This is a genomic window from Nodosilinea nodulosa PCC 7104, from assembly GCF_000309385.1.
GTDB lineage: Bacteria > Cyanobacteriota > Cyanobacteriia > Phormidesmidales > Phormidesmidaceae > Nodosilinea > Nodosilinea nodulosa.
Window position 1 is genome coordinate 3,993,772 of sequence record NZ_JH976537.1, and the last position, 8,197, is coordinate 4,001,968.

Annotated in this window: 9 protein-coding genes; 6 read left to right on the forward strand and 3 right to left on the reverse strand. The window is 58.5% G+C overall.

Annotation, left to right across the window (positions count from 1 at the left end; genetic code table 11):
- The first annotated feature begins 130 nt into the window (after nucleotides 1–130).
- The 5 genes from LEPTO7104_RS0118480 to LEPTO7104_RS0118500 all read left to right on the forward strand — a co-directional run bounded on the left by LEPTO7104_RS0118480 (nucleotide 131) and on the right by LEPTO7104_RS0118500 (nucleotide 5,040).
- A complete protein-coding gene (locus tag LEPTO7104_RS0118480; RefSeq protein ID WP_017300070.1) occupies nucleotides 131–1,036 on the forward strand; it encodes an ATP adenylyltransferase family protein in 906 nt (301 codons plus the stop codon).
- Nucleotides 1,037–1,207: 171 nt separating this feature from the next.
- Entirely contained in the window at nucleotides 1,208–2,062 is an 855-nt protein-coding gene (locus LEPTO7104_RS34470) for an SPFH domain-containing protein (RefSeq protein WP_017300071.1), read from the forward strand.
- Nucleotides 2,063–2,116: 54 nt separating this feature from the next.
- Nucleotides 2,117–3,214: a dual-specificity RNA methyltransferase RlmN gene (rlmN, locus tag LEPTO7104_RS0118490; protein ID WP_083887095.1), complete on the forward strand. Its 1,098-nt coding sequence runs from the start codon at nucleotides 2,117–2,119 to the stop codon at nucleotides 3,212–3,214.
- 152 nt (nucleotides 3,215–3,366) lie between these two features.
- Nucleotides 3,367–4,119: a lysophospholipid acyltransferase family protein gene (locus tag LEPTO7104_RS0118495; protein WP_051158514.1), complete on the forward strand. Its 753-nt coding sequence runs from the start codon at nucleotides 3,367–3,369 to the stop codon at nucleotides 4,117–4,119.
- 90 nt (nucleotides 4,120–4,209) lie between these two features.
- Nucleotides 4,210–5,040, forward strand: coding sequence for an alpha/beta fold hydrolase (locus LEPTO7104_RS0118500; RefSeq protein WP_017300074.1), 831 nt, complete (start codon nucleotides 4,210–4,212; stop codon nucleotides 5,038–5,040).
- Between the two features lie 94 nt (nucleotides 5,041–5,134).
- Here the strand turns inward: LEPTO7104_RS0118500 and LEPTO7104_RS0118505 are convergent, their stop codons facing one another.
- Nucleotides 5,135–5,968, reverse strand: coding sequence for a metallophosphoesterase (locus LEPTO7104_RS0118505; RefSeq protein ID WP_017300075.1), 834 nt, complete (start codon nucleotides 5,966–5,968; stop codon nucleotides 5,135–5,137).
- Between the two features lie 192 nt (nucleotides 5,969–6,160).
- Nucleotides 6,161–6,970: a sulfite exporter TauE/SafE family protein gene (locus LEPTO7104_RS0118510; protein ID WP_026072838.1), complete on the reverse strand. Its 810-nt coding sequence runs from the start codon at nucleotides 6,968–6,970 to the stop codon at nucleotides 6,161–6,163.
- Between the two features lie 265 nt (nucleotides 6,971–7,235).
- Between LEPTO7104_RS0118510 and LEPTO7104_RS0118515 the strand changes: the two genes are divergently transcribed.
- A complete protein-coding gene (locus LEPTO7104_RS0118515; RefSeq protein WP_017300077.1) occupies nucleotides 7,236–7,625 on the forward strand; it encodes a hypothetical protein in 390 nt (129 codons plus the stop codon).
- A gap of 93 nt (nucleotides 7,626–7,718) precedes the next feature.
- Here the strand turns inward: LEPTO7104_RS0118515 and LEPTO7104_RS40230 are convergent, their stop codons facing one another.
- The gene (locus LEPTO7104_RS40230) at nucleotides 7,719–7,868 is read right to left on the reverse strand and encodes a hypothetical protein (RefSeq protein WP_196358132.1); all 150 of its coding nucleotides are present in this window, start codon (nucleotides 7,866–7,868) and stop codon (nucleotides 7,719–7,721) included.
- Nucleotides 7,869–8,197: the final 329 nt, after the last annotated feature.

Sequence of the window (8,197 nt, forward strand, 5' to 3'; positions counted from 1 at the left end):
CCTCTTAGAAACTGCGAAACCTGTTGGGATTAGTTAGTTTTTTCGTGTTTTTATCGTTGCATTGGCCTCTGTTGCTGGGGTCGGGGGTTTGGTAAAGTCGGGGAAGTAACGTTTCCTCGCTGGTGTCCCTATGGCCTATTCTGCCGAGGTCGGGCTGGCCCCCGGCGACCTCTGGAGCAACATTCAGCAGCAGACCGGCCATGCTTTGGCCCGTGGTGCTCTCCAGCCCATCGACACCCGCTACGAGTTCGTGGACCAGGGCGGCATGCGCTTTTTAGTCAGAATTTTGGCTAACCTGACGCGTAAAGAAAAAGCTGACCTGGCTCAGCAGGCTCAGCAGCGGATGGGGAAGCCCGCAAATCCGTTTTTGCCCTATGACCCAGACTTGTTTGTGGCCAACCTGTCGGCTACTCACCTGTGTTTACTCAACAAATACAACGTGGTTGACCACCACATTTTGATCGTCACCCGTGCTTTTGAGGATCAAAATACCTGGCTGACCCTGGCTGATTTTGAGGCCTTAGCCATTTGTATGGCCGAAGTCGATGGCCTGGCCTTTTATAACGGTGGCCGTCTAGCCGGGGCCAGCCAGCGCCACAAGCACCTGCAGCTGGTGCCGCCGCCCCTGTGCCCCGATCGCAGCCCGCTGCCCTTGACCACAGTACTGGCCGATCTCAACCTTTCCCACGACGTCTCTGAGCCTCTACAGTCGCCTATCCTGGCCTTTCACCACGCTATTTTGCCCCTGGTAGAGCAGCAATCCCCAGGCGGCGCAACCCTGCTAGCGGCCTACCAAAATCTGCTTACCTCCCTTGGAGTCGACTGGGCAAGGCCCCCCGAAACCTTTCCCTATAACCTGCTGGTCACCCGCCGCTGGATGATGGCGGTGGCTCGACGGCAGGAGCACTATGAGTCAATTCCGGTGAATTCCTTGGGATTTGCCGGGTCATTGCTGGTGAAAAATCAGGAGCAGCTGGAGCTGTTAAAAGCGCTGGGGCCGATGACGATACTCAGGCATGTGGCCCGCGCCAGCTAGGCAGGCTTGGGCAGAGGGCCAGAGGGGCAGATGAGTTGCCGTTAGGAGTCGGTATTCAGCCAGTCTGCGAAGGGATTGGGGTTGATGAACGGTTTCGCTCACTTTGGGGAGAAATCGGTACACTTGAGGGTAGAACAGGTTTACTCAACCTTTTAGTCCTGGGGGCTAGCTGTGCCGTCAATTATTGGAATTCTGGCGCTAATCATTATTGGTTACACCGTGGGTTCGGTGCGTATTATCAATCAGGGTACCGAAGCTCTGGTAGAGCGCCTGGGCCGATACCACCGCAAGCTGAAGCCCGGAATGAACTTCATTGTGCCGGTGCTCGACTACATTGTGCTGCGCGACAGCGTCCGCGAGCAAATTCTTGACGTGGCTAAGCAGGGCGCGATTACCAGAGACAACGTATCTCTGGAAGTCGATGCCGTGGTGTACTGGCGCATTTTAGAGCTGGAGCTGACCTTCTACGCCATTGAAAACGTTGAGCAGGGCATTGAAGAACTGGTGATTACCACCCTGCGATCGGAAATTGGCAAGATGGAGTTTGAGAAGACGTTTTCCTCCCGCGATGAGCTGAACCGAGCGCTGCTCTCCCAGCTCGATGAAGCCACTGAGCCTTGGGGTGTGAAAGTCACGCGGGTTGAGGTGCAGGAAATTATTCCCCCTGAAGAAGTGAGGCGATCGATGCAGTTGCAGCAGGCGGCGGAGCTGAGGAGCCGGGCCATGGTGCTGGAGGCGCAGGGCGAGCAGGAAGCGGCTATTAAGCGGGCTGAGGCCACAGTGCAATCGATTCAAATGTTGTCTAAGGCCCTGGCCGATCGCAGCGATACCGGCGAAATTCTCAACTATCTGTTGGCCCAGCGCTATGTGGATGCCAACCAGAAGCTAGGCGAAAGCGAAAACTCCAAAGTGGTCTTTATGGACCCCAAAATGCTCACGGAGGGGCTGGTCGAGCTGATGCACACCGATACAACTACGCCAAAGCACAGGCCAGATCCCGACGATTTTCCCAGCCGCCGCCGGTAGCGCCCTTAGGGGCAGAATATCGCTACCATAGAGGATTCTGCATTTGTTGTGGCTATGGCTGTTTTCCCTCTGACTTCCCCTAACTCATCTGCCGTAGATTCTGCGGTGGGAGACAAGGCCTCCGTAAGCGGGGACTCGTCGGCGCCTTTGCTGGGCAAATCCCTAGAGGAGCTAACCGAGTGGATGCAGGCCCAGGGGCAGCCGAGCTATCGGGGTAAGCAGCTTTACCAATGGCTGTATCAGCAGGGGGCGCGATCGCTCCAGGACATCACCGTATTTCCCAAGGCCTGGCGCCAGGAGCGGGAAAACGTTCACTTAGGCCGCTCAACCCTACACCACCGGGTTGTGGCCAGCGACGGCACGGTGAAATACCTGCTCAGACTGGCCGATGGCCAAATTGTTGAAACCGTGGGCATTCCCTCTGCCAAGCGACTGACGGTGTGCGTGTCGTCCCAGGTGGGCTGCCCGATGGCCTGCGATTTTTGCGCTACGGGCAAGGGTGGCTTCGTGCGCAACCTGGCCGTCCACGAGATTGTCGATCAGGTGCTCACCGTACAGCAGGATTTTGGCCAGCGGGTCAGCCACATCGTGTTTATGGGCATGGGCGAACCCCTGCTCAACGGCAGCAGCGTCGTGGCAGCGATCCGCTGCCTGAATCGGGACGTGGGCATTGGTCAGCGGGCCATGACCCTGTCTACGGTGGGAGTGCCGGGCCGGATTCGGGCGCTGGCGGCGGAGCAGCTACAGGTTACCCTGGCGGTGAGCCTGCACGCCTCCAATCAGCCCCAGCGGCTTCAGCTAATTCCCAGTGCTGGCGCCTATCCCCTGGAGGTGCTGCTCGACGAATGTCGTGAGTACGTGCAGCTCACCGGGCGGCGGGTTACCTTCGAGTACATTCTGCTGGCTGGGCTAAACGATCGGCCCACCGATGCTGCCGAGCTGGCCCAGCACCTGCGGGGGTTCCAGAGCCACGTCAACCTGATTCCCTACAACCCCATCGACGAGGCCGACTACCAGCGCCCCAGTGAAGCCAGCATTCGTGAGTTTGTAGCTGAGCTGGAGTCCCACCGTATTGCCGTTACGGTCCGCTACTCCCGTGGGCTAGAGGAAAACGCTGCCTGCGGCCAGCTCCGGGCCTCTAAGAGCCGTTGACCCTGAGCGGGGGATCATCCGTGGGGAGATCTTTCTCAGATCGGTCGGTTTACCCGCTTGTGAATGCCTGAGTTTTTGTTAAGTTATGAAACATAAGGTTTCGCGGTCTTCTACCAGAGGCAGCTGTGCCTTCTCCATCTTTGCAGGTTTGAATGGTCCTAGCTCCTGTCCCGCCGCTGGCTGCTCTGACAGCTAACCCTCTGGATATGTCTAACTGGCTGCTGGCCCTTTCGCAGGTGCGGGTCTCCGTGCACGGGCGCGATCGACTGCCGCCTGCCCGGCCTCTGGTGGTGGTCAGCAACCATCGCAGCATTATGGACGCGCCGCTGCTGATGAGCGCCGTGGGCCGCCCGGTACGTTTTGCCTGCCACCACTACATGAGCCAGGTGCCCGGTCTACGCAATGTCGTCAATGCCCTTGGCTGTCTGCCCCTAGATTCCCCTGACAAGGGCCAGACGGCGTTTTTTCGCCGCGCTATGAAAGCCCTAGGCGAAGGCGAGGCGGTAGGGATTTTCCCTGAAGGGGCGGCCCCCATGGTCAACAGGACCACCCCCGACAACCTGAATAGCTTTCACCGCGGGTTTGCCCACCTGGCCCTGCGGGCACCAGTAGATGAACTGGCGATCGTCCCCGTGGCGATCGCGGCCCGCCGGGAGACAAATAACTCGGTGGTGCCTCTGCGGTGGCTGAGCATCTTTGACGCCTCCGAGCCGCTGTTTCAGCAGTCAGGATGGCATCCGGCGGTGTTTTACAAAGAGGTAAACCTGCTGATTGGTCACCCGGTGCGGGTGGACCTGCGGCTGCGATCGCGCTACCGCAGCAAAGGCCCCAGCGATGTGGCCACTGAACTCACCCAGTGCTGCCAAGATGAAATTGCCAGGCTGCTAAAGCAAGGATGCTGCTGATGTTCAGCCCTGTGCCTACCTGGTTGCCCAGCGGGACAGCCCTTGCCACAGCTGGCTCTAGGGCTGGTTTGCCGTCTGCACGATTTGCCCATGCCTGAATCTGTCACCCTAAAATTGGTTGCCCCGGTCGGTAAACATTCCGATCGCCCCCTGCTCATATACCTGCCTGGCATGGACGGTAGCGGTGAGCTTTTTGGTCTCCAGAGCGCGGGCCTGAGGCCCTATTTTGATATTCGCTGCCTGGTCATTCCCGGCGATGATCTATCGTCGTGGGAGCGCCTGGCCTTTCAGACGGTGCAGCTGATTCGGCGGGAGACAGGCTCTGCCCCGGTGTATCTCTGCGGCGAGTCGTTTGGGGCCTGTCTGGCGCTGCGGGTAGTGGCCCTGGCTCCCGCCCTGGCCGACCACCTAATTTTGATCAATTCGGCCTCTTCGTTTCACCGCTTTCCGTGGCTGCACTGGGTCGCTAATCTAACGCCCTGGGTTGCCCCGCCGCTGTACCAGACCTCTACCCTAGGCAGTCTCCCCGTGCTGGCCAATCTCAGCCGCATCAGCGAGGCCAACCGCCAGGCCCTGGTGCGGGCGATGGAGGCTGTGTCCCAGGGGAGTGCCGCCTGGCGCCTGGCCCTGCTGTCCCAATTTCGCCTGGAGCCGCTCCAGCTGCAGCGGGTAGCTGCGCCCACGCTGCTGGTGGCATCGCTGGGCGATCGCCTGCTGCCCTCCCTCGAAGAGGCCCAGCGCCTGGCGGCCCTGCTGCCCAACTCGCGCATTTACCCTCTGCCCCACAGCGGCCACGCCAGCCTGCTTGAAGATGGGGTAAATTTGAAGGCAATTCTAGCCGCAGTAGGCTTTCTGCCCCTGGCCGAGCGCGATGGCCAACGCCAGAACTCTACCAATCGGCAAGCCCCGCTGGCATCTTAACGCCAGCAGGCGGGGTTAGACGCGCCAGGAATTTCAAGCAGGCAACTTTAAAGGGCATCAATCAGGCAGCAAACGCCACGCTTTCCGGGTATTGTCACGTTCCCCGTAGCTCTATCACCGTGATCTCCGGCGGACATCCCAACCGCCCCGGCGCGTAGCTGCCCAGGCCCCGGTTCACGTAGAGTTGGTTCGCCCCTACGGAGTGCAGCCCCGACGCCCATTCCCAGTGGCGAAGGATTCTAAAGCATTTGCGGTTTAAGTAGGGCAGATCAAATGGCAGGCGAGACAGTGCAGACAGCCGCAGCGATTGGGTGAGAGCTGGCACAGGCCCCAGGCCCGGCAGCACAATTTGGCCGCCGTGGGTGTGGCCCGAGAGCTGGAGGTCGACGCGCTGGGAGGCTAAAAATGCGGCGCTGTCAGGGTTGTGGGACAGCACTAGCCGGGGCTGGGTCGGCGATAGCGCGTCGAGCAGAGGGACAGCGTAAAAATCTCGCGACCAAAAGTCGGCCAGCCCTACTACGGGCAAATCGTCCCCCAGCGGGTAGGTGATATCGTTCCACAGGGCACAAATGCCGACCTGCCGCAGCGATCGCAAAATTGTCCGGCGACCCCCCAGGGTAATGTTGTCGTGGTTGCCCAGCACGGCAACGGTTCCGTAACGGCTCTGCATTTGGCGCAGGTAGGGGGCAAGGGTAAAGATGGGGGCCGTTTCTCTAGTGACATAGTCGCCAGTCAGGGCGATCAGGTCAGGGGCTAAGCCATTAACCCGGTCGACTACCTGCCGCAACAGCCCCAGCGAGAGGCACTGCCCGTCGAAGTGGAAGTCGGACAGCTGCACAATGCGGCACCCCTCTAGCCGTCGGGGCAGGTCGCGAATGGGTGCAGCCACCGTTTCAACGGTGAGAGGTCCAGTGAACAAGGGGCGCATGGGAGCTAAAAACGCATCCCCCGCACGCTAGCCCGTTTGCCCGCAGGTTGCCACTGGTTTGGGCAATTCTTCAGCAGGGGTGAGCAAAAATTTGTGTTCGGTGAAAACGTTCGGCGAAAAAGTAGCGCTGCGTTACGCCTCAAATTGAATCGATTCGACTGGCGGCGGTAGGCTAGTTGGGCTTGAAAAAACCTATGCAGCCAGGGCCGTGTAGCCTGCCCAGGCTTTGAAGAAAAAGTATCCAGACAGCAGCGCCAGCAGCGCCCGAAACATAATAGTCACCGCCTGGTCGGGGAGCCGAGGCAGGTAGCGGGTGCTGACCTGCACGCCGATCGCCCCCGCCGCGCCTAAAATTAGCCCCGTCGTCAGCAGCACGTTGCCCGACAGAGCATGCCACAGGCAGGCCCACAGCCCGGTGATCACGATCGCCCCCAGGCTGGTTTGCACCGCCACCTTGATCGGCTCGTGCAGCAGCAAAATTTGCAGGGGCACCATCACCACGCCGCCGCCGACCCCAAACAGCCCCGCCAAAAACCCGGCCAGCCCGCCAATGCCCAGCCTAGCGATCGTGGGCGACACGGGCAGCGGTGTGGAATCTGCAGCGGGTAGGCCAGCAGATTCGCTGCGCTGGGCCTGACGTACCACCTGTTTTTTCAGGCCAATCAGGTAGATATTAAACAGCAGAAAGAGTCCAAAAATCCCCAGCAGCGCGTAGTTGGGCAGAGCGGTGGCCAGCTCTTTGCCCAGGTAGGCGGTGATTAGGGCGGGTAGGCCCAACATGGCCACATGGTTGAGCTTGAGAAAGCCCATGCGCCAGTTCTGCACGCTGCCGACCAGGGCGATAAGGGCGATCGCAAGGGTACTCGTCCCCACCGCCTGCACCCCCGTCATACCCAAAGCGACCATCACGGGCACCATCACCGTGCCGCCGCCAATGCCCAAGAACCCCGCCAGCACCCCGGCCAACAGCCCCACCAGCGCTAAAATTAGTCCACTTCCCACCGCACTCTCCCCGGCAACTTAGCCACAACTGTCAATCAGGCGATCGCCCCATCTTACCTGTTGGCGAGGCCGCAGATGGTAGCTATTTGGAGCAACAAAACATTGGTGCTTAGAACCTGCTTGACTGACAAAACTCCCGAAACTTGATTCTGCCGTAGGCTGGGTTAGCAATAGTGAAATCCAACGAAACCATTGCTGGCGTCGGGTTTCGTGACCTCAACCCAACCTACAGGGCTACTGTACACCCGTAGATCGGAGAATTCTTATGAGTTATGAAACTGATCTTCTTGAAGTTAGAGAAAAGTATCCGTTTAATAAGTGGAAAACTTACGCTGAAATTGGTGAGGCTGGCGAAGAGGGCTTAGAGCAATACACAGAAGAAAATTGTGAGGCAGCAAAGCGCATCCTGGATACCTTGGTTTCTGATTTGGCTGCCTTGGGTGAAGACGCCCTAAAAGAAGACAAACTTCAAAAGTTTCAGGTTGCTGTTGAAGCACTCAATACGCTCAACCATGAAATGGATGGCTCACTTATCGAGACAGGCGAACGAGAGGAATTATGTGAGCTTTTCAATATTATCGCTGTAAAAGCTGGTATAGATCCGAGTGAATACGGCGATGGAGAAGGGCCGGCAAGTGAATGGCGAAATTGGTAACAACCTCAAAGCGTTAACCGCAGCACAACAAATTGCTACAGCCATAGCGGGCAGGTGAGTTGTTAGATCGACGTTTACGACTTGGAATTGAGCTTAAGCCTGGGCAGCCGCCACTGGAACAATAAATTCCTCCGGCCCTAGCAGGGAGATGTAGGGGGTATGAAAGAACTCTTGAGCGACGGCTTCGGCATCGAGCACCGTAACGGCGGCCACCATGTCTTGAAACTGCTGGTCGTACTCCACCCCCAGGCCCAAAATTTCGTACCAGCCCAGTAGTCGTAGGTTGGGTTAGCGATAGCATAACCCAACGAAACCATTTCTGGCTTTGGGTTGAGGTCACGAAACCCAACCTTGTATATAAGCGGTACGCCCCTTGGATTTATCCTAAAGGGATATCGTTGCGGGGAGGACTCCGAACCCAACCTCAAGCCACCAAGCTTGCTTCGTAGATTCATTAGAGCCTCCCCCCCTCCAACCGTCACCTCAAGCAGCCTGGACAGTATGCTGGGCAACCCCTCAATGGACACCCCGGATTCCGCAAGGATAGTGCGCTTGTTGTGTGACTCAGATGT